The sequence below is a fragment of the Thermocatellispora tengchongensis genome (assembly GCF_014202315.1).
In the GTDB taxonomy this organism is placed as follows: domain Bacteria; phylum Actinomycetota; class Actinomycetes; order Streptosporangiales; family Streptosporangiaceae; genus Thermocatellispora; species Thermocatellispora tengchongensis.
Genome location: NZ_JACHGN010000003.1, coordinates 256,737 through 276,511 on the forward strand (window position 1 = coordinate 256,737; position 19,775 = coordinate 276,511).

Here is a 19,775-nt window from a genome sequence, read left to right on the forward strand (position 1 = left end):
GGACATGGTGCGGGCGATCCGCGGCGCGATCCAGGTGGACGCGAACGAGCGTGAGGCGATCCTCGCCGGCGTGACCGAGCTGGTCACGGAGGTGATGGAGCGCAACAGGCTGACCACCGAGGACGTGATCAGCGTGATCTTCACCGCGACGCCCGACCTGACCGCGGAGTTCCCCGCGCTGGCCGCGCGCAAGCTCGGCTTCCACGACGTGCCGCTGATCTGCGCCACCGAGATCGACGTGCCGGGCGCGCTGCCCCGCGTCGTACGCCTGATGGCGCACGTCGAGGTCGATCGGCCCCGCCAGGAGATCCAGCACGTGTACCTGCGGGGCGCGGTCGCGCTGAGGGTGGACATCGCCCAGTGAGCCGGAGATGCACCAGGATCGGCGGCCGTGGCCCGGCTGGGCCCGGGGTGGTGGCGTGAGCGCCGTCGAGAGCGTCCTGATCGTCGGGACCGGACTGATCGGCACGTCGGTGGCGCTCGCGCTGCGCGAGCACGACGTCGCCGTGCACCTGGCCGACCGCGACCCCGGCGCGGTGCGGCTGGCCCGTGAGCTGGGCGCCGGGGTCGAGTGGGTTCCGGGCGGCCCCGCGGTGGACCTCGCGGTGATCGCGGTGCCGCCGCAGTACGTCGCCGGGGAGCTGCTGGCCCTGCAACGGCAGGGCGCGGCACGCCACTACACCGACGTCGCCAGCGTCAAGGCGCTGCCGCTGGCCGAGGCCGTGCGCCTGGGCTGCGACACCGCCTCCTACATCGCGGGCCACCCGCTGGCCGGGCGCGAGCGCTCCGGCCCGGCGGCGGCGCGCGCCGACCTGTTCCTGGGCCGCCCGTGGGCGTACTGCCCGACCGCGGCCACCTCCCCCGAGGCCGTGGAGACGCTGCTCGGCGTGATCAAGCTGTGCGGCGGCGAGGCCGTGCGGGTGGACGCCGAGGAGCACGACCGCGCGGTGGCCGTCGTCTCGCACGCGCCCCACGTGACCGCCTCGGCGGTCGCGGCGCGGCTGGCGGAGGCGCCGGAGACCGCGCTCGGCCTGGCCGGGCAGGGCGTGCGCGACGTGACCAGGATCGCGGCCGGCGACCCGGCGCTGTGGACGGGCATCCTGTCCGGCAACGCGCTGCCGGTGGCCGAGGTCCTGGAGGCCGTGGCCGCCGACCTGAACGCCGCCGCGGCCGCGCTGCGCGAGGCCGCGTCCTCGCGGGACGAGGCGATGGCGCGGGTGACCGAGCTGCTGCGGCGCGGCGTGGCGGGCACCGGGCGCATACCCGGCAAGCACGGCGGCCCGGCCAAGACCTACGTCACGGTGCAGGTGCTCGTCGGCGACCGTCCGGGCGAGCTGGCCCGGCTGTTCCAGGTGGCCGAGGAGGCCGGGGTCAACATCGAGGACGTCCGGCTGGAGCACGCGCGCGGGCTGCCGCTGGGCGCGGCCGAGCTGTTCGTGCACCCCCAGGCCGCCGAGCCCCTGGCCGAGGCGCTGCGCGCCCACGGCTGGCACGTCCCCTGAATCCGACGCCGTGCGCGTGAACCGCACGGGCTGAGCGAGAACGAACGCCGCCGCCGCCGTTGACACGGCGGCGGCGTTCGCGTACAAAGGCGGTAACAACGTTACCGAAGAACAACGGTGTAACCCCGATGACCACAGCCTACGAGAAGGCACAGCTCGCCGGACAGAACGCGGTGCGCACGGCGATCCTGGACGCGGCGATCCGGCTGCTCGCCGACGAGGGACCCGCGGCGCTCACCGTGCGCCGGATCTCCGGCGACGTGGGCTGCTCCACCAAGGTCATCTACACCATGTTCGGCGGAAAGGACGGCCTGGTAGAGGCGCTGTGGCGAGAGGGCTTCGCCCGGTTCGGGCGGGCGCTGGCGGCGGCGCCGCGCGGTGACGACCCGGTGAAGCACCTGGCGGCGCTCGGCCGCGCCTACCGGGCCTACGCGCTGGCCGAGCCCAACTACTACCGGATCATGTTCGAGGCGGCCGTGCCCGGGTTCCGTCCCGGCCCGGAGGCCTACGCCGAATCCCGCGAGACGCTGGCCATCCTGGTCGGCGTCGTCGAGGAGTGCGTCAAGGCCGGGGTCTTCACCGAGGGCGAGCCGGCCGCCATCGCCGACACCTTCTGGATGGCCGCGCACGGCGCGGTCAGCCTGGAGCTCGCCGGGATCTTCGGTCCCGAGGAGGGCGAGCGGCGCTTCCACATGCTCACCACCGCCCTGGTGAGGGCGTACGGCACACAGAGTCGACCCGGCCCGGCCGAGCCGGACCAGGAGAGGAACCGGCAATGAGCGACGGAAAGAACACCGGCAATCCGGTCTTCCGCGGCGCGTTCGCGCCCGCGACCGAGGAGATCACCGCGTTCGACCTGCCCGTCACGGGCGCCGTCCCGGCCGAGCTGAACGGGCGCTTCCTGCGCAACGGCCCCAACCCGATCGACCTGGACGCGCCCAACCCGCACCTGTTCGTGGGCGAGGGCATGGTGCACGGCGTACGGCTGCGCGACGGCCGCGCCGAGTGGTACCGCAACCGCTGGGTGCGCTCCGACGCGGTCGCGGAGGCGCTGGGCGAGGAGCCGCGCCCCGGCCCGCGCTTCGACGGCCTGGACTTCGCCGCCAACACCCACGTCATCGGGCACGCCGGGCGCACCCTGGCGCTGGTGGAGGCCGGCCTGCCCGTCTACGAGCTGAGCGAGGAGCTGGAGACCCTCGGCCGGTGCGACTTCGGTGGCACCCTGCCCGGCGGGTTCGCCGCCCACTCCAAGGTCGATCCGCGCACCGGCGAGCTGCACGCGGTCGCGTACTACTTCGGCTGGCAGGACCGCATCCAGCACCTGGTGGTCAGCCCCGACGGCAAGGTGGTGCGCGCCGAGGACGTGCCGGTGAGCGACGGCCCGATGGTGCACGACTTCGCGCTCACCGAGAACCACGTCGTGCTGTACGACCTGCCGGTCACCTTCAGCATGGCCGCGGCCGAGGCCGGCGTGCGGCTGCCGTACGCGTGGAACGACGCGCACCCGGCCCGGGTCGGCCTGCTGCCCCGCCACGGCGGCGCGGCCGGGGTCCGCTGGTACGAGGTGCCGCCCTGCTTCGTCTTCCACACCCTCAACGCCTACGAGGACGGCGAGAAGGTGGTCGTGGACCTGGTCGCCTACGATCGGCTGTTCGTCGAGGCCCGGCTCGACCTCGGGGCGCCGCCCCGGCTGGAGCGCTGGACCGTCGATCCGGCCGCCGGGCAGGTGAGGCGGACGGTGCTGGACGACCGCATGCAGGAGTTCCCGCGCATCGACGACCGGCTGACCTCCCGGCCGCACCGCTACGGCTACACCGTGCTCACCGAGGCGTTCGCCGACTTCCTGCCGCGGCGGGCGGAGGACCTTCAGGAGCTGTCCGACCCGGCGTTCGCCAACGCGCTGCTCAAGCACGACCTGAGCACCGGCGCGGCGGAGGCGCACGTCTTCCCGCGCGGCTCGTACGCCGGCGAGCCGGTGTTCGCGCCCTCCCCCTCCGGCGAGGCGGAGGACGACGGCTACATCATGACCTACGTCAACAACCCCGAGCGCGGGGCCGCCGACCTGGTGATCCTCTCGGCGCAGGACTTCGCCGGGCCCCCGGTCGCGACCGTCCACCTCCCGGCCCGCATCCCGCTGGGCTTCCACGGCAACTTCGTGCCCGATCCCGCTTAGGGCCGCACGCGCCTCGAACGCTCCCAAACACCGGTAGCCTCCTCTGGGGAGCGTTTGGAGTGGGCACGCAGTGAGCAAGCAGTGAGCAAGGAGTGCGCAGTGGCCGGACTGGTCGTCGCGATGGACGGCCCCTCGGGGTCGGGTAAGTCGAGCGCCTCGCGCGGAGTCGCGCGGGCGCTCGGGCTGCGCTATCTCGACACCGGCGCGATGTACCGCGCGATCACCTGGTGGATGCTCCAGCAGGGGGTGGACCTCGCCGATCCCGACGCCATCGCGGCCAGGGCGGGCGAGCCCGAGCTGGAGATCGGCACCGATCCCGCCGCGCCCACCGTGGCCGTCGGCGGCGTGGACGTCGCCGGGCCCATCCGGAGCCAGGAGGTCACCGCGGCGGTCTCCGCGGTCAGCGCGGTGCCCGCGGTGCGCGAGCGGCTGGTCGCGCTGCAGCGCGAGCTGATCGGCTCCGGCGACATCGTGGTCGAGGGCCGTGACATCGGCACCGTGGTGGCGCCCGGCGCGCCGGTCAAGGTCTACCTGACCGCCAGCGCCGAGGCCCGCGCCCACCGCCGTACGGCCGAGCTGGCCGGCGCCGCGGCCGGCGCGCCGGCCGCGGCGGAGGTCGAGGCGCAGCAGGCCGCCATGGCCAGGCGCGACACCCTCGACTCTACCCGCAAGGCGGCGCCGCTCGCGATGGCGGCCGACGCCGTCGAGCTCGACACCACCGCGCTCACCCTCGACGAGGTCATCGCCGAGATCCTGCGACTGATTAAGGAAAGAACGTGACGGGGGAGTACGGCGACGAGGACGGCTGGATCGAGGCCGAGCTCGCCGAGTTCGAGGAGGGCGAGCCGGGCGCCGGGGCCGGCGAGGCGGGCGACTCGGGCCCGTTGCCGGTCGTCGCGGTGGTCGGCCGCCCCAACGTGGGCAAGTCCACCCTGGTCAACCGGATCATCGGCCGCCGCGAGGCGGTCGTGGAGGACGTGCCGGGCGTGACCCGCGACCGGGTCACCTACGAGGCGAGCTGGCGGGGCCGCTCGTTCACGCTGGTCGACACCGGCGGCTGGGACCCTCAGGCCACCGGCATGGCGCTGCGCATCGCCGAGCAGGCGCAGATCGCGGTCGAGCTGGCCGATGTGATCCTGTTCGTGGTGGACGCGACCGTGGGCGTGACCGACGCCGACGAGGCCGTGGCCCAGGTGCTGCGCCGCTCCGGCAAGCCGGTGGTGCTGGCCGCCAACAAGGTGGACGACCAGCGCATGGAGCTGGAGGCCAGTGCGCTGTGGTCGCTGGGCATCGGCGAGCCGATGCCGGTCTCGGCCCTGCACGGCCGCTCCAGCGGCGACCTGCTCGACGCGGTGCTCGACGCCCTGCCCGAGGCGCCGCCGCAGCGGTTCGGCGCCGAGCGCGGGCCGCGCCGCGTCGCCCTGGTGGGCAGGCCGAACGTCGGCAAGTCCTCGCTGCTGAACAAGCTGGCCGGCGAGGAGCGGGTGCTGGTCGATCCGATGGCGGGCACCACCCGCGACCCGGTGGACGAGCTGATCGAGCTGGGCGGCAAGACCTGGCGGTTCGTCGACACCGCCGGCATCCGGCGGCGCGACCGCGAGCTGAAGGGCGCCGACTTCTACGCCAGCATGCGCACCCGCGCCGCGCTGGAGCGCTCGGAGGTCGCGGTCGTCCTCATCGACGCCAGCGAGGTGCTCACCGAGCAGGACCTGCGGATCATCTCGCTGGTGATCGAGTCGGGCCGGTGCATGGTGGTCGCCTTCAACAAGTGGGACCTGGTCGATGAGGACCGGCGCTACTACCTGGAGAAGGAGATCGACCGGCAGCTCGTGCGGGTGCCGTGGGCGCTGCGGGTGAACATCTCCGCCAAGACCGGCCGCCACGTGGACCGGCTGGTGCCCGCGATCGAGCGGGCCCTGGAGTCCTGGTCCACGCGGGTGCCGACGGCCCGGCTGAACGCCTTCCTCACCGAGCTGGTGCGCGCCACGCCCCCGCCGGTGCGCGGCGGCAAGCAGCCCAAGATCCTCTTCGCCACCCAGGCGGCCGTCGAGCCGCCCAAGTTCGTGCTGTTCACCTCGGGCTTCCTGGAGGAGACCTACCGCCGCTTCATCGAGCGCCGCATCCGCGAGGAGTTCGGCTTCGCCGGCTCCCCGGTCTTCGTCACGATGAAGATCCGCGAGAAGCGGGCCGCGAAGAAATAGCCCTCATCGGCCGGCGGTCCCCTCCGGTGTGGCGGTCGCGGCTGGGGGCGCGCCGGCCTGTGCACGTGTGATCGTGCAACGGAGAAGCGAAACCGATACCGCGCCTTCGCCGCGAGTTCGTCTCGGCCTCGCTAGCATCCGGGCCATGTGGCTTCGCCGTACGCTCCGTCTCCTGGTCCCGATCGCCGCCGCGATGCTCCTCGCGTCCGCCTGCACCGGCGGCGACGACGGGGGCGGCGCCGCGCTGCCCACCGGTCCCGAGGTGCTGAAGAAGGCGTCGGAGGCGATGCGCGCGGTCAAGAGCGCGGCCTTCACCATCGAGACCGAGGGCAAGCCGCCGGTGCCGGTGCGCAAGGCCGACGGCCGGCTCACCGCCCGGGGCGACGCCGACGGCACCATCCAGATCGAGATCCTGGGCAACCTCCAGGAGCTGAAGTTCGTGCTGATCGGCTCCGACGTCCACTTCAAGGGCCCGACCGGCGGGTTCCAGAAGATGAGCAAGAGCGAGCTGGCCGCGATCTACGACCCCTCGGCGATCCTCAGCGCCGACAAGGGGGTGCCCGCCCTGCTCGCCGCGGCCACCGACGCCGTCACCCAGGCCGAGGAGAACGTCGGCGACTCCCCCGCCTACCGGGTCGCGGCCACGCTGCCGCAGGAGAAGATCGCCGTCCTGGTGCCCGGCATCCAGCAGGGCGTCAACGGCACGCTGTGGGTCGACAAGGCCAGTAGCCGCCTGGTCAAGGCCAGCCTGCCGCTGGGCACCGGCGACGCCTCCGGCACGGTCACCGTGACCCTGCGCGACTACGACGCGCCGGTCGAGCTGACGGCACCGCAGGGATGACCCTCCCGGCCACGGCGCGGCGCAGGGTCGCGCTCGGCGTGGGCGGCACGGCGGTGCTGCTGGCCGCGCTCGACGCCTACGTCGTGGTGACCGTGCTCGTGGACATCGCCGCCGACGTCGGAGTGCCCGTCACCCGTCTGGAGCGGGCCACCCCGATCGTGACCGGCTTCCTGCTCGGCTACGTCGCCGCCATGCCGCTGCTCGGCGGCCTGTCCGACCGCTTCGGCCGCCGCCCGCTCATCCTGGCCTGCCTGGCCGGGTTCGCGCTCGGCTCGGCGCTCACCGCGCTGGCGTCCTCGGTGCCGGTGCTCGTGGCCGGGCGCGGGCTGCAGGGCGTGGCGGGCGGCGCGCTGCTGCCGATCACCATGGCGCTCGTCGCCGACCTGTACGACGAGCGCGCCCGCCCCGTCGCCCTCGGCGCGGTCGGCTCGGCCCAGGAACTGGGCAGCGTGCTCGGCCCCCTGTACGGCGCGGGCGTGGCGGCCCTGGTCGGCTGGCAGGGCATCTTCTGGCTGAACGTCCCCCTGTCCGCCGTGGCGGCGGTGGCCGTGTGGCGCACGGTGCCGGCTCGTCCCGCTGTGCCTGCCCGTACCGCTGTGCCCGCCCGGGAGGCGCAGCCGGTGGACCTCGTCGGGGGCGTGCTGCTCGCGCTGGCCCTCGGCGCGCTCGTCGCGGGCCTGTACAACCCCGCCCCCGAGGAGTCGGTGCTGCCGCCCTGGGGGCCGCCCGCGCTGGTCACGGGGGCGGTGCTCGCGGCCGGGTTCGGGGTGTGGGAGTCGCGCGCCCGCACCCGGCTGATCGACCTGTCCCAGGTGCCCCGCCGCCCGTTCCTGGCGACCCTCGCCGTCAGCCTGCTCAGCGGCGCCGCGCTGCTCGTCACACTGGTGGACGTGCAGCTCGCCGCGCAGACCCTGCTCGGCAGGGACGCCCTGGCCGGGGCGCTGGTGCTCTCCCGCTTCCTGCTCGCGCTCGCGGTGGCGGCGCTCGCCGGCGGCCTGCTGGCCCGCCGGTACGGCGAGCGCCTGGTCGCGGTGGCCGGGCTGGTCCTGGCCACCGCCGGGTACGTCAGGATCGGGCAGTGGCCGCTGGACCTGGCCGAGGCCGGGGCCCGCGTGGACGCCGACCTGATCGTCGCGGGCGCCGGGCTCGGGCTCGTCGTCGCCCCGGTCTCCTCGGCGGTACTGCGGGTCACCCCCGCCGTGCAGCACGGCGTCGCCTCCGCGGCCGTCGTCGTCGCCCGCATGATGGGCATGCTGCTCGGCGTGGCCGTGTTGTCGGCGTGGGGCTTCCACCGGTTCCAGTCGCTCACCGCCGGCCTGGACACCCCGCTGCCGTTCGGCGTGGAGGCCGCGGAGTACGCCCGGCGGCTCGCGGTGTACGAGGCGCAGGTGAAGGCGGCGCTGCACACCGAGTACACCGAGATCTTCCAGCTCACCGCCGGCCTGTGCGCGCTGGCCGCCCTGCTCGCCCTGCTCCTGCCCGGCCGCGCGCGTTAACCCCGGCTCGGCGTGCGCAGCGCCTTGAGGTGCTCGATGACGGGGGCGTAGGCCCGCTCCAGCTCGCGGAGCTGCTCGTCGGTCAGCCGGTCGATGAAGTGCTCGCGCACGCCCGCGACATGGTGGGGCGCGACCTGTCTGATGGTCGCCCAGCCGTGGTCGGTGAGCACGGCGTAGGTGCCGCGGCGGTCGTCCGGGCAGCTCTCCCTGGCCACCAGCCCCGCCTCCTCCATGCGCGAGATCTGGTGCGACAGGCGGCTGCGCGACTGGATGGTCACATCGGCCAGATCGCTCATGCGCATCCGGTGCTCGGGGTGCTCCGACAACGTGACCAGGATCTCGTAGTCGTTCAGCGACAGGCCGAACTCGTCCAGCTCGCGGTCGAGCCGGTGCCACAGGAGCTTGTGCGCGTTGAGGTGCGCACGCCACGCCCGCTGTTCCAGGGAGGTGAGCCAGCGGGGCTCGTCGGTGCTCATGAAGTGAATCTATATGCCCCGGCGCACAGCTCGGGTGCGCAGCCCCGCCGGTCAGCCCACGAAGGCCGCGGACAGGCGGGCCGGACGGTCGGCGATCACCGTGACGAGCACGTCGCCGGCCGCCCACTCCAGCAGGTGGCAGTCCTTCCACCGCAGCGGGCGCGGCGCGTACGGCTCGTCCAGCGGCAGCGCCGACAGGTCCAGCTCGCGCAGCCCGGCCAGCGTCAGCTCGCCCCGCTTGACCAGGGCCTCCTTGCGCACCCACTGCCGGATCAGCGCCCGGTTGTCCGCCACGAGCGCCAGCTCGGCCGGGGCGAGCGCCTGCCCGGCCAGCGCGACGTCCAGCGGCCCCTCCGGCACCCGCTCGGCGTCCACCCCGATCCGGCCCGAGCCCGCCGCGGCGCACACGTAGCCGCGGGTGTGGCTCAGGCTGACCCCGATCTCCGGGGCCTCGGCGATGTACGGACGGCCGTGGTCGCCGGGGCCGCAGCGGTCGCAGTACTGGCACAGGGTGAGCGCGTCGTGCGGCAGCCCCAGCACCTCGGCCGCGCACTGCCGGGCCAGAACGTGCGCGGTCACGTAGTCGCGGCGGTCGGACTCGCGCACCAGCCGGGCCGCCCGCCGCCGCTCGGCCGGAGTCAGCAGGGCGAGCAGGCTTCGATGCGCCCGGGGTGACCACAACTCGGCGGTCGCGCCGGCCAATGCCACCGGGTCAGGCATTCGCCCAGCTTAGAGCGTCGCGCGGGCGATCAGGAGATCATCTGGACCGATGACCGATTTCACATTTCCGGGTTCGCCGCGGGGAGGTCGCTCATGTCAGGCCGGCGAGCCAGGACTCCACCTCGGCGGGGTGGCGGGGGAGGGCGGCGGAGAGCAGGACGGGCCCGTCGGGGGTGATGAGCAGGTCGTCCTCGATGCGCACGCCGATGCCGCGGAACTCCGGCGGGACCGTCAGGTCGTCCGGCTGGAAGTACAGGCCGGGCTCGACCGTGAGCACGTTGCCCGCCGCGAGCACGCCGTCGAGGTAGGTCTCGGCGCGGGCGCGGGCGCAGTCGTGGACGTCGAGGCCGAGCATGTGCCCGCTGCTGCACAGCGTGTAGCGGCGGTACAGGCCCTCCTCGGGCGCCAGGCTCCGCTCCGGCGTCTGCTTCAGCACGCCCCACTCGTGCAGGCCCTCGGCGATCACCCGCATCGCGGCCAGGTGGAAGTCCCGGAAGCGCGCCCCCGGCTTGAGCGTGGCGATGGCGGCCTGCTGGGCCTCGTACACCAGCTCGTAGACCTGACGCTGGACGGGGGAGAAGCGGCCGGACGCGGGGAGGGTGCGGGTGACGTCGGCGGTGTAGAGGGAGTCGGTCTCCACCCCGGCGTCCAGGAGGAGCAGGTCGCCCTCCCGGACGGGGCCGTCGTTGCGGGTCCAGTGCAGCACGCACGCGTGCGACCCGGCCGCCACGATCGAGGGGTAGCCGGTCGCGTTGCCCTCCAGGCGGGCGAGCAGGCCGAACACGCCCTCGACGTAGCGCTCGCCGCGCGGGCTCGCCATCGCGGCGGGCAGGGCGCGGGCGACGTCCTCGAAGCCGCGCACCGTGGCGTCCACGGCCCGGCGCAGCTCGGCGACCTCCCACTCGTCCTTGACCAGCCGCATCTCCGCCAGGTACGCCGCGAACTCGTCGTCCGCGTCGCGCCGCAGGTGCTTGCGCACGGCCCGGTCCACCCGCGGATCGACGCCGCGCAGCACCCGCGACGGCGCGCCGCCCGCCAGCGCCGCGGGCAGCTCGCTCAGCGGCGCGCACGCGATCCCGTACGCCGCCTCGGCCTCGGCCAGGCTCGGCCCGCCTCCGGTCCAGAACTCGCCGTGCCGGCGGTCGCGGTAGAACTCGTCGGTGTCCGCCCGCGCCGGGCGCGGGTGCAGGAACAGCGTCGCGGCGCCGGAGCGGTCGATGACCAGCACCTCGCCCGGCCCGCCCGCGCCGGTCAGGTAGGAGAAGGCGCTGTGCGGGCGGAAGGGGTGGTCGCAGTCGTTGCTGCGCACCGCCGGCAGCCCGGCGGGGACGACCAGGCGCTCCCCGGGGAACCGGGCGGCCAGCGCGGCCCGGCGCCGGGCCGCCCACGGCGCGGCGGGGACCGGGGCGGGATCGGCCGGGGGCGCCTCCTGCCAGCCGGTGCGCATGAAGGCGGCCAGGGCCTCGGACACCGGCAGGTCGTGGCTGCCGGTGTCCAGCCAGGGGTTTTCTAGCGTCATGTGGCGATTATTCGCCACATATCACCCGACGGGGACCGGGTAGTCCTTGGCCAGGTCGGAGACCGCCGGCTCCTTGTAGATCACCGAGCCGCCCAGGGCCGCCTTGTCCGGCTTGACGATGTACGACTCCCGCGACGCCGGCTGGTCGAACACCGAGAAGTCCTGCGTCGAGCCGTAGCCCGCGCTCCACGCCTTCTGGCCGCGGTGGGCGGTGATGATGCCCTCGCGGCTGAGGTCCTTGGCCTCGCACGCCTTCTTCAGCGCGTCGCCGACGATCTGGGCCGCGGAGTACCCCGCCGACACACCGCTGTCGATGACGTCGTTGGGGTACTTGGCCTTGTAGTCGGCGGCCAGCTTCTCGATCACGGGCTCCTTGGCGCTCATCGGGGCGCCGCCGGTCATGATGTAGTAGTCCTTCAGCAGCGCGGGCGCGGCCGGGGTGGCCAGCAGTTGCGGCGCGTACGCCGAGTTGCTGCCGACGAACGGCACGTCCATGCCCTTGCTCACCGCCACGCCGACCAGCGAGGCCGCCTGCCTGGGCCCGGCGGAGATCAGGATCGCCTTCACCCCGGCCGACTTGAACGCCGCCACCTGCGCGCTCATGTCCTGGTCGGTGGCCTTGATCTTCTGCTCGAAGATCTTCAGCCCGAGCTTCTCCGCGGCGTACTTCGAGCCGTCCAGCGCGCTCTCTCCGTAGTCGCCCTCGAAGTACAGGTGCCCGATGGTGTCGCCCTTCTTGATCCCCTTCTCCTTGACCAGGAAGTCCACGCCGTTGATCATGTCCACGTCGTACGTCGTCGCGGTGACCTGGATCGCGCGGGCGCCGAGCAGCCCGGTCGCCCAGGCCATCGGGATCGTCAGCAGCTTGTCGGCCTCGATGCGCTGCTTGAGCGCGAGCACCATCGGCGAGCCGATGAAGTGCGCCACGACCGCCGACTTCGGCGCCAGCTCGGTGTAGGCCGCGACCGCCTTCTGCGCGTCGTAGCCGTGGTCGCGCACCACCGTCTCCACGGTGCGCCCGCACACGCCGCCCGCGTGGTTGAGCTGCTCGAAGTAGAGCTGCTGCGCCTGGGTGATGCTCTTGCCCAGCGAGGCGTACGGCCCGGTGAGGTCGGTCATCATGGCGACGGTGATCTTGTCGGCGGTCACGCCGGGGCCGGTCTTGACGCCGTCGCCGCCGGTCGCGGCCGGGCCGCCGGTGGCCTTCTCGCTGGCGCACGAGGCGACCGCGAGGGCGAGCAGCGCCGCCGCGGCGGCGGCCCGCGTCACGGTACGGGGCTTGTTGCGCATGTCAGCTCCTTGGGGAGTCGGGGGAGGGGGTGAGGGAGGGCGGCGGCACCCGCCGGGTCACGGTGGCCCTGATCCGGGCGGCCAGCCCGAGCAGCCCTCCGGGCAGGAACAGCACGACCGCGACCACGGCCGCGCCGTAGAGGATGCGCGCGGCCTCGGCGGGGGACACGCCGCCCGAGCCGGGCTCGGCCACCAGCGGCAGCGCCTCGCTGTAGCGGGTCAGCAACTGCGGCAGCAGCGAGACGAAGATCGCCCCGATCACGGCCCCGGCCACCGAGCCGAGCCCGCCGATCACGATCATGGCCAGGTAGTCGAGCGAGAGCAGGATGCCGAAGTACTCCGGCACGGTCTGCTGGAACACCAGGGCGAGCAGCACCCCGGCCGCGCCCGCGTACATGGAGGACAGCACGAAGACCCCGGCGCGGTAGCGGCCGACCGGCACCCCGATCACGGCGGCCGCGATCTCGTGGTCCCTGATGGTGTTCATCGCCCGGCCGGGACGCCCGCGCAGCACGCCGCGGGCGAACCAGGCGGCCACGAGCACCACGGCCAGGCCGAGGAACCACAGCCGCTCCAGCGCCCCGAACGGCACGTTGAAGATCACCAGCTCGGGGGTGTCGGCGAAGACGAAGCCGAACAGCTCCATCGGCGGCACGGCGCGCCCGTTGTACCCGCCGGTCAGCGGCTCGGCGTTGAACAGCAGGTGCTGGCCGAGGTAGATCAGCGCGAGCGTGGCGATGCCGAGGTAGGCGCCCCGGAGCCGGCCCGCGATCGGGCTGAACGCCCCGCCCGCCAGCCCGGCGGCGACCAGCGCGAGCAGCGCGGCCAGTGGGGTGGGCAGGCCGAGGCCGCCGAGGTCGCCCTCGGGCTCGGCGGCGAAGTAGACGTAGGCGTACGCGCCGATGGCCAGGAAGAAGGCGTGCCCGAGCGAGAGCTGCCCGGTGGCGCCGGTGAGCAGGTTGATGCCGATCGCGCCGACGCACGCCGCCATCGCGAACAGCCCGGCCTGCAGCCAGAACCCTTCAAGGTAGAACGGCACGGCCACGGCGAGCACCGCGCCCGCGGCCCACAGGATGACCCTAGACACGGCTGAGCTCCCTGGTTCCGAACAGCCCGGCCGGGCGGATGAGCAGGATGACGGTCATGACCAGGAACGGCGCCACGTCGCCGATGCCCCGGCCGAGGAAGGCCAGCTCGTTCTGGTAGCCGCTCATCATCGCCTCGGTCACCCCCACGATCAGGCCGCCGACCAGCGCGCCGGTGGTGGAGTCCAGGCCGCCGAGGATCGCGGCGGGGAACGCCTTCATCGCCGCGAACGTCGTGCCGCGGTCCAGACCGGGCGTGGGGAACACGCACAGGAACAGCGCGGCGACCGCGGCCAGCGCGCCCGCGACCGCCCACGCGCCCAGCGAGACCCGGCCCAGCCGGATGCCCATCAGGGCGGCGGTCTCGGCGTCCTCGGCGGTGGCCCGCATCGCCACGCCCCAGCCGGTGTACTTGAACGCGAGCAGGAACGCGGTGATCAGCAGGGCCGCCACGGCCAGCGCCACCACCCTGGTCTCGGCGATCGAGATCGGCCCGAGGTGCAGCACCCGGTCGCCCCAGGGGTCGCCGAGCGCGAGCACGTCGGTGCCGATCTGCCGGGTCAGCTCGGTGACCAGCAGGATGTCCACGCCGATGGTGACGATGGCCAGCACGCTGTGGCCGGCCACGTTGGCCCGCCTGATGATCAGGAACTCGATCAGCGCCCCGACCAGCGCGGCCCCGCCGATCCCGGCGGCGAGCGCGGCCCAGAAGCCGATGCTCGGGTGCAGCTTGGCCACCACGAAGCCGCCGGCCAGCAGCAGCGACGCGTGCGCGAAGTTCACCACCTCGGTGGCCTTGAAGATGACCACGAAGCCCAGGGCGATCAGCGCGTACACCGCGCCGACCGAGATCCCGTTGACCAGCAGTTCCAGGAATGTGATCACGCCTGCCCTCCGGCCGCGGCCGCGGCGTCCTGTTCTCCGGCCTCCCGGGCCTGCCGGGCCTGCCCGGTCTGCCCGGCCTGCCCGGCCTGCCCGGTCTCCCCGGCCGCCATCGCCGCGGCCCTGTCCTCCGTGGCCCTGTCCTCCGCGGCCTCGTGCTCCGTGGCCTTGTGCTCCGCGGCCCTGTCCTCCGTGGCCGCCTCCTCCGTGGCCGCGCCGAGGTAGGCGCGGATCACCGCGGGGTCCCGCTGGACCTCCTCCGGCGGGCCGCCCGCGATGCGGCGGCCGAAGTCCAGCACGGTGACGGTGTCGGCGAGCCGCATCACCATGCCCATGTCGTGCTCGACGAGCAGCACCGAGATGCCCAGGCTCTCCTTGATCGCCACGATCAGCCCGGCCATCTCCGCGCGCTCGCCGCCGTTCATCCCGGCCACCGGTTCGTCCAGCAGCAGCAGCCTGGGCTCCATGCACAGCGCGCGGGCGAGTTCCACCCGCTTCTGCACCCCGTACGGCAGCAGCCCGACCGGCGTGGCCAGCCGCCCGGCCAGCCCGACGAAGGCGGCGATCTCCTCCACCCGGGCCAGGTGCCTGGCCGCCTCCCGGCGCGCGGACGGCAGGCGCAGCCCGGCCGCGACGAACCCGGCGCGGGTCAGCCGGTGCCGGCCCAGCAGCAGGTTGTCGCGCACCGACAGCCGCGCGGACAGCGCGATGTTCTGGAACGTGCGCGCGATGCCGAGCGCCGCGATCTTGTGCGCGGGGAGGGTGGTCAGCTCCACCCCGCCGAAGCGGACGCTGCCCGAGGACGCGGTGTAGACGCCCGACAGCACGTTGAAGCAGGTGGACTTGCCCGCGCCGTTCGGCCCGATGATCGCGTGCACGGTGCCCGGCTCCACGGTGAGGCTCACCGCGTCCAGCGCGGTCAGCCCGGCGAAGCGCACGGTCACCTCGCGCACCTCCAGGGGGCTCACGCCCGTACCGGCTGGTTGGTATGTGCCGGTCACGCGGACCACCTCGACAGGGCCGGGCGCTCGCCCGGCGTGCCCGCCGCCACCTCGGCCGCGCCGATGCCGAGGTAGCGGCGGCGCACCTCGTCGCTCTCGGCCAGGCCGGCCGCCGGGCCGTGCAGGGCGACCTCGCCGACCTCCAGCACGTACGCGTGCGAGGCGAGCGACAGCGCGAGCGCGGCGTTCTGCTCCACCAGCAGCACCGACGTGCCCTGCGCGTTGATCTCCTTGATCGTGTCGGCGATGCGCGCGGCCATGAGGGGCGCCAGCCCGAGCGTCGGCTCGTCGAGCAGCAGCAGCCGGGGACGCGCCATCAGCGCCCGCCCGATCGCCAGCATCTGCTGCTCGCCGCCCGACAGCAGCCCCGCGCGCTGCCGCGCCCGCTCGGCCAGCACCGGGAACAGGGCGAGCACCCGCTCGCGCGCCTCCGCCGCGCCGTGGGGGATCATCCGGGGGCGCGCCCCGCGCCTCGCCCCCAGGGCGCCGGCGCGCAGGTTCTCCTCCACCGTCATGCGCGAGAAGATCCGCCGCCCCTCGGGCACCTGGACCACGCCCCTGGCCACGACGGCCGCCGGAGCCGCGCCGGACAGCCGCTCGCCCTCGAAGGAGATCTCCCCGGCGGAGATCCCGCCGCGCTGGAACCGCAGGGTGCCCGAGATCGCCCGCAGCAGCGTCGACTTGCCCGCGCCGTTGCCGCCGAGCACGGCGACGACGGCGCCGGGCGGCACGTCGAGCGACACTCCTCCCAGCGCGCGCACCGGGCCGTAATGCACCGTCAGGTCCCTGACGGCCAGCCCGTCCGTGGCATTCATAGGGGTTCTTCGCCTCCTCGTGTTCGCCGGCCGTGACCATCGCCGGTCACGGGGGCGTCGCGGACACGAAACATTGCTCTGTTCGGCCCAGTCCAGTGCCGCCGCCCAAGTCGGGGCGGCAGCCCACGGAGGGACCCGGCCGATTGTGCGGGTGCACAACCCGGGTCACGAAATGGAACGGAAGCTTGTTCTGGAGTGGCCCGGGTGGCACCCTCGGGTTGATATGGGTGCCAAGCGCAGAAGGGCCGTTGACGACGAGGTTCGCCGGGTGCTGCGGACGGCGGCGCGGCGCCTGCTGGACCGGCTGCCGGAGCTGACCGACGATCTCGTGACCAAGATACGCGAGGGCGACGAGTCGTACCGGGCGATCGTGCCGGCGGACGAGCTGTGGGCCAACGCGTACGAGGCCATGCGGGTCGGGATCGGCGCGATCCTCCAGGCCCCGGCCGAGCGCCGCGACCTCGCCTTCGCCCAGCAGACCGCGCGGCGCCGCGCCGAGCAGGGCCTGCCCATAGAGAGCCTGCAGCGCACCTACCGGCTAGGCGCCCAGGTGACCTGGAACGGCTTCATCGACATCACCGCCAAGGACGACCCGGACGACCTGCCCGCGCTGCTGCGCACCGCGACGCACGTGTGGCACGCGATCGACAGGCAGGCGGTGGCGGCGGCCGACGCGTACCGGCAGCGGGAGAGCGAGCTGCTCGGCCGCAGCGCGGAGCGGATCAACGCGCTGCTCGACGCGCTGCTGGAGGGCGCGAGCGAGCCCGCGCTGGTGAGCCGCGCCGCCGCCGCGCTGGACATGCCCGAGCGCGGCCGTTATGCGGTCGTCACAATGCGCCTGCCCACCCGGCAGGACGGCGACGGCGAGACCCCCAGGCCCGACGCGATCGGCCGGATGCGGGTGCTGTGGCGGCTGCGCACCGACTGCGAGGTGGCCGTGGTCTGCCTGGACGAGGCGAGCCTGGACGAGCTGTGCGCCGCCATGGGCCCGCTGCTGTCCGGCCACGCCGGCGTCGGCCCGGTGGTCGGCGGGCTGGCCGAGCTGGGCACGGCCCGCAGGCTGGCCGCGCTGGCCATGCGCACCTGCGCCGGCGACGGCCCGGAGATCGCCCGGCTGGACCGCAGGCTGCCCTCCGTGCTCGTGGTCTGCCAGCCCGAGCTGTCCGGCCACCTCACCGAAGGGGTGCTCGGCCCGGTGCTGGCCCTGGACCCGCCCGACCGCGAGGTCCTGCTCGGCACCCTGGAGACCTGGCTGCGCTGCGAGGGCTCGGCCGCCCGCGCCGCCGGGCGGCTGTACTGCCACCGCAACACGGTCTTCAACCGCATCCGCAGGATCGAGCAGCTCACCGGCCGTTCGCTGGCGCGTCCGAGGGACGTCGTGGAGCTCACCCTGGCTCTTGACGCGGTCCGATTGCTCGCTGTTGGTTGAGACTGTGCCGTCAGTTCGCCGCGCGGGTCGCCGATCGCCCGCCGGCGTTCGCGCCGGACGCGCTTAGGCGGCGCCTCCTCGGGGGATTGACTCGGGTACCACCTGTCGGAGGTGATCTCTATGCTCATCGGGACCATCCTGCGAGGCAAGGGCACGCACGTGGCGACCGTCCGGCCGGACGCCACGGTGACGCAACTGCTCTCGCTGCTGGCCGAACACAACATCGGCGCGGTCGTGGTGACCGACGACGCCGGCGCCATCGTCGGCATCGTGTCGGAGCGCGACGTCGTGCGGCGGTTGAACGACCACGGCGCGGGCGTCCTCGACGGTCCCGTGTCGGCGATCATGACGACCGAGGTGCGCACCTGCAAGCCCGACGCCAACGTGGACGACCTGCGCCGCACCATGACCACCCACCGCATCCGGCACGTCCCCGTCGTCAGCGACGGGCGGCTGGCCGGCATCGTGAGCATCGGCGACGTCGTCAAGAGCGCGATCGAGGAACTGGAGTCCGAGAAGGCGTACCTGGTGGACTACATCCACCGCTGATGCGCGACGCCGCGGGCTCGCGCGCCGGCGGGCCGCGCAGACGCGCCTACATCGTGGGCATCGCCGGCACGCCCGAAGAGTTCCGCCTGCGCCTGCGGGACGTTTCGGGCGTGACCTATCTGCGGGAGCTGCCGCCGCGCCGGGTCGTGATCGTGACCGATTCGCCGCGGGAGGCCGAGATCGTCGCCGCCATGCCCGGAGTGGAGTGGATCCGGGAAGACCGCCCTGAGCAGCGATTGTGACCTATGTGACACATGTGACTGTAGTCATCCATGTCATCTATGTGATTAAAGTTGTGGAGATCCCCGACATGTCAGGGTTCGAGCTGCTATGAAGATACGCGGCAGAAATTCTGACAAGAGAGGGTCATCATGGGCCGCGGATCGACTGATCCCTCTTACGGCGGCGATCACCTCGAACCCCCCCACGAGGAGATCTGGGAGCAGACCGGGGCTTTGGACCCTGACTGGTCGGCGGAGGCCGCCGGAGCGCCGGAGCGCGGCGCTGGCGACGTGCTGTCCGACGGATGGGGGCCCGGCGCCGACGGCGCCGCCGGTACCTCCGGCACCCCCGGCACCCCCGGTGCCGATCCCGCCATCGAGACCGGGGTCCACATGGCGATCGACCCGCGGTTGCTCGCCGACGACCGGCAGTGGACCGAGGGCGAGCGCTGGGAGGGCCAGTCCTGGCAGGAGGACCCCGAGGGCGGCTCCCACGCCGAATGGGAGCGCGCGCAGCAGGAGCACGGCGCCCTCGCCGAGCACGGCGCCCTTGCCGAACACAGCGCCCTCGCCGAGCACACCGCCCTTCAGGACCCGGCCGGGCACGAGGGGTACGCCGCCACGGACGAGGGCGAGCGCTGGGACGGGCACTCCACCGAGTACTCCAACGAGTACTCCGGCGACTACTCCGCCGACTACTCCACGGAGTACGCCGCGGGGCACTCGGCCGAGCACGCGCATGAGCATCCGGCCGAGCACGAGCACTCCGGCGAGCACGCGTCCGGGTACGCCGGGGAGGAGCCCGACGGCGAGCGCCGCGGCTTCCTCGGCGCGGGCTGGCGCGACGGCGGGGACCACGAAGAGGAGGAGGAGCGCCCGCGCAGGGGCAAGACCCTGCTGCTGGTGACCGCCGCGACCGTGGTCGTCGCCACCGTGGGCGGCTGGCTGCTGTTCGGCTCCGCCGGCGGCTCCGACGAGGTCTGCGAGTCCGGCGCCCAGTGCGCCTCCGTCGGCCGCCCGGACAACCTGCCCGCAACCACCGGCCCCGGCGTCGGCGAGGAGACCGGCCTGCCCACCCTCCCCGAGGAGACCCTGCCGGCCGAGGACACGGTCACCCCCACGCCCGTCCCGTCCACGCAGCCCACCCGGCGCCCCGTCGATCGGGCGCAGGAGCCCGAGGAGCCGGAGTCGCGCCCGTCCCCGACCCGCACCCGCGTACCGGTCACCGAGGAGCCCACCCAAGACCAGCCCACGCGTGAGCCGGAGCTGCAGGACACCTCGGGCAGCGACGAGCAGCAGCAGCGGCCGCAGCAGCAACAGCAGGAGCAGGAGCAGGCCAAGGCCACCACCCCGGCCACCACCGCCCCGCCCACCACCCAGGCTCCGCAGCCCAGCCCGACCCAGGATCGCGGCGGCCTGCTCGACTGGCTCTTCGGCGGCTGACCCGCTCGCCGTCCCCCGGACCATCCCACCAGCGGTGGACCCCGACCCGCCGCCCCCCGAGCGGCCCGTGCCCCCCTCCGCAGGCACGGGCCGCTCCTCTTCCCCGATCGACGACGAAGGTTCCCCGATCGA

The 19,775-nt window shown here is 73.7% G+C and carries 20 protein-coding genes; 12 read left to right on the forward strand and 8 right to left on the reverse strand.

Features of this window, described 5'->3' with window-relative positions; translation table 11 throughout:
* Positions 1–4: 4 nt before the first annotated feature.
* The 8 genes from aroH to HNP84_RS07535 all read left to right on the forward strand — a co-directional run bounded on the left by aroH (position 5) and on the right by HNP84_RS07535 (position 8,213).
* Complete coding sequence (gene aroH, locus HNP84_RS07500) at positions 5–364, forward strand: chorismate mutase (protein ID WP_185048651.1); 360 nt, start codon at positions 5–7, stop codon at positions 362–364.
* Between the two features lie 55 nt (positions 365–419).
* On the forward strand, positions 420–1,502 hold the full coding sequence (locus HNP84_RS07505; protein WP_312924077.1) for a prephenate dehydrogenase: 1,083 nt from the start codon (positions 420–422) through the stop codon (positions 1,500–1,502).
* A gap of 128 nt (positions 1,503–1,630) precedes the next feature.
* Entirely contained in the window at positions 1,631–2,281 is a 651-nt protein-coding gene (locus HNP84_RS07510; RefSeq protein ID WP_185048653.1) for a TetR/AcrR family transcriptional regulator, read from the forward strand.
* Positions 2,278–3,675 carry a carotenoid oxygenase family protein gene (locus HNP84_RS07515; RefSeq protein ID WP_185048654.1) on the forward strand — a complete coding sequence of 466 codons (1,398 nt, stop codon included), beginning with the start codon at positions 2,278–2,280 and terminating at the stop codon, positions 3,673–3,675. Before HNP84_RS07510 ends, HNP84_RS07515 begins: the two co-directional genes overlap by 4 nt.
* 99 nt (positions 3,676–3,774) lie before the next feature.
* Entirely contained in the window at positions 3,775–4,455 is a 681-nt protein-coding gene (cmk, locus tag HNP84_RS07520; protein ID WP_376771832.1) for a (d)CMP kinase, read from the forward strand.
* A gap of 29 nt (positions 4,456–4,484) precedes the next feature.
* Positions 4,485–5,876, forward strand: coding sequence for a ribosome biogenesis GTPase Der (der, locus tag HNP84_RS07525; RefSeq protein ID WP_376771849.1), 1,392 nt, complete (start codon positions 4,485–4,487; stop codon positions 5,874–5,876).
* 145 nt (positions 5,877–6,021) lie between these two features.
* Positions 6,022–6,717 (forward strand): LppX_LprAFG lipoprotein, encoded by a 696-nt coding sequence (locus HNP84_RS07530; protein WP_185048656.1) that lies wholly within the window; start codon positions 6,022–6,024, stop codon positions 6,715–6,717.
* Positions 6,714–8,213, forward strand: a complete 1,500-nt coding sequence (locus HNP84_RS07535; RefSeq protein ID WP_185048657.1) for an MFS transporter — start codon at positions 6,714–6,716, stop codon at positions 8,211–8,213. The genes HNP84_RS07530 and HNP84_RS07535 overlap by 4 nt, the downstream gene beginning before the upstream one ends.
* On the opposite strand, the gene HNP84_RS07540 is transcribed toward HNP84_RS07535, so the two are convergent.
* The 8 genes from HNP84_RS07540 to HNP84_RS07575 form a co-directional block, all read right to left on the reverse strand.
* Positions 8,210–8,689: a MarR family winged helix-turn-helix transcriptional regulator gene (locus tag HNP84_RS07540; RefSeq protein WP_185048658.1), complete on the reverse strand. Its 480-nt coding sequence runs from the start codon at positions 8,687–8,689 to the stop codon at positions 8,210–8,212. The two genes, HNP84_RS07535 and HNP84_RS07540, sit on opposite strands and share 4 nt — an antisense overlap.
* A gap of 51 nt (positions 8,690–8,740) precedes the next feature.
* Positions 8,741–9,409, reverse strand: coding sequence for a 4'-phosphopantetheinyl transferase family protein (locus tag HNP84_RS07545; protein ID WP_185048659.1), 669 nt, complete (start codon positions 9,407–9,409; stop codon positions 8,741–8,743).
* Between the two features lie 91 nt (positions 9,410–9,500).
* The gene (locus HNP84_RS07550; protein ID WP_185048660.1) at positions 9,501–10,928 is read right to left on the reverse strand and encodes an aminopeptidase P family protein; all 1,428 of its coding nucleotides are present in this window, start codon (positions 10,926–10,928) and stop codon (positions 9,501–9,503) included.
* A 21-nt stretch (positions 10,929–10,949) separates the two neighbouring features.
* A complete protein-coding gene (locus tag HNP84_RS07555; protein WP_185048661.1) occupies positions 10,950–12,218 on the reverse strand; it encodes an ABC transporter substrate-binding protein in 1,269 nt (422 codons plus the stop codon).
* Between the two features lies 1 nt (position 12,219).
* Positions 12,220–13,305, reverse strand: a complete 1,086-nt coding sequence (locus HNP84_RS07560; RefSeq protein ID WP_185048662.1) for a branched-chain amino acid ABC transporter permease — start codon at positions 13,303–13,305, stop codon at positions 12,220–12,222.
* Positions 13,298–14,188 (reverse strand): branched-chain amino acid ABC transporter permease, encoded by an 891-nt coding sequence (locus tag HNP84_RS07565; RefSeq protein WP_185048663.1) that lies wholly within the window; start codon positions 14,186–14,188, stop codon positions 13,298–13,300. The genes HNP84_RS07560 and HNP84_RS07565 overlap by 8 nt, the downstream gene beginning before the upstream one ends.
* On the reverse strand, positions 14,185–15,186 hold the full coding sequence (locus HNP84_RS07570; protein ID WP_312924080.1) for an ABC transporter ATP-binding protein: 1,002 nt from the start codon (positions 15,184–15,186) through the stop codon (positions 14,185–14,187). Before HNP84_RS07570 ends, HNP84_RS07565 begins: the two co-directional genes overlap by 4 nt.
* The gene (locus HNP84_RS07575) at positions 15,183–16,001 is read right to left on the reverse strand and encodes an ABC transporter ATP-binding protein (protein WP_185048664.1); all 819 of its coding nucleotides are present in this window, start codon (positions 15,999–16,001) and stop codon (positions 15,183–15,185) included. Before HNP84_RS07575 ends, HNP84_RS07570 begins: the two co-directional genes overlap by 4 nt.
* 268 nt (positions 16,002–16,269) lie before the next feature.
* On the opposite strand from HNP84_RS07575, the gene HNP84_RS07580 reads away from it, so the two are divergent.
* The 4 genes from HNP84_RS07580 (at position 16,270) to HNP84_RS07595 (ending at position 19,643) form a co-directional block, all read left to right on the forward strand.
* Complete coding sequence (locus tag HNP84_RS07580; RefSeq protein ID WP_312924082.1) at positions 16,270–17,430, forward strand: PucR family transcriptional regulator; 1,161 nt, start codon at positions 16,270–16,272, stop codon at positions 17,428–17,430.
* Between the two features lie 120 nt (positions 17,431–17,550).
* The gene (locus HNP84_RS07585) at positions 17,551–17,979 is read left to right on the forward strand and encodes a CBS domain-containing protein (protein ID WP_185048666.1); all 429 of its coding nucleotides are present in this window, start codon (positions 17,551–17,553) and stop codon (positions 17,977–17,979) included.
* Positions 17,979–18,221 carry a hypothetical protein gene (locus HNP84_RS07590; RefSeq protein ID WP_185048667.1) on the forward strand — a complete coding sequence of 81 codons (243 nt, stop codon included), beginning with the start codon at positions 17,979–17,981 and terminating at the stop codon, positions 18,219–18,221. Before HNP84_RS07585 ends, HNP84_RS07590 begins: the two co-directional genes overlap by 1 nt.
* A 213-nt stretch (positions 18,222–18,434) precedes the next feature.
* On the forward strand, positions 18,435–19,643 hold the full coding sequence (locus tag HNP84_RS07595; RefSeq protein ID WP_185048668.1) for a hypothetical protein: 1,209 nt from the start codon (positions 18,435–18,437) through the stop codon (positions 19,641–19,643).
* The last annotated feature ends 132 nt before the right edge of the window (positions 19,644–19,775 follow it).